The organism is Pseudomonas persica (genome assembly GCF_900291015.1).
GTDB lineage: Bacteria > Pseudomonadota > Gammaproteobacteria > Pseudomonadales > Pseudomonadaceae > Aquipseudomonas.
This window is the reverse complement of the sequence record NZ_OLKL01000217.1, coordinates 1-259: the sequence shown is the minus strand read 5'-3', so window position 1 is coordinate 259 and position 259 is coordinate 1. Positions and strand designations below refer to the sequence as shown.

The 259-nt window shown below is 67.2% G+C and carries 1 pseudogene; it reads left to right on the top strand.

The window, feature by feature from the left end:
- Positions 1 to 259 (top strand): annotated as a pseudogene (locus FQ664_RS26325) (glycoside hydrolase family 97 catalytic domain-containing protein); the annotation flags it as partial.

Sequence of the window (259 nt, the reverse complement as noted above, 5' to 3'; positions counted from 1 at the left end):
CGCACGAGCCGATCAAGGACACCGGCCTGCGCCGCACCTACCCGAACTGGATTTCCCGCGAAGGCGCACGTGGCATGGAATACAACGCCTGGGGCCAGCCACCGAACCCGCCCGAGCATGAGGTCAACCTGGTGTTCACCCGCATGCTGGCCGGGCCGATGGATTACACGCCCGGCATCCTCAGCCTGAAGGGCCGCCACGGCCAGGCCATTCCCAGCACGCTGGCCCGCCAGCTGGCCCTGTATGTGGTGCTGTACAG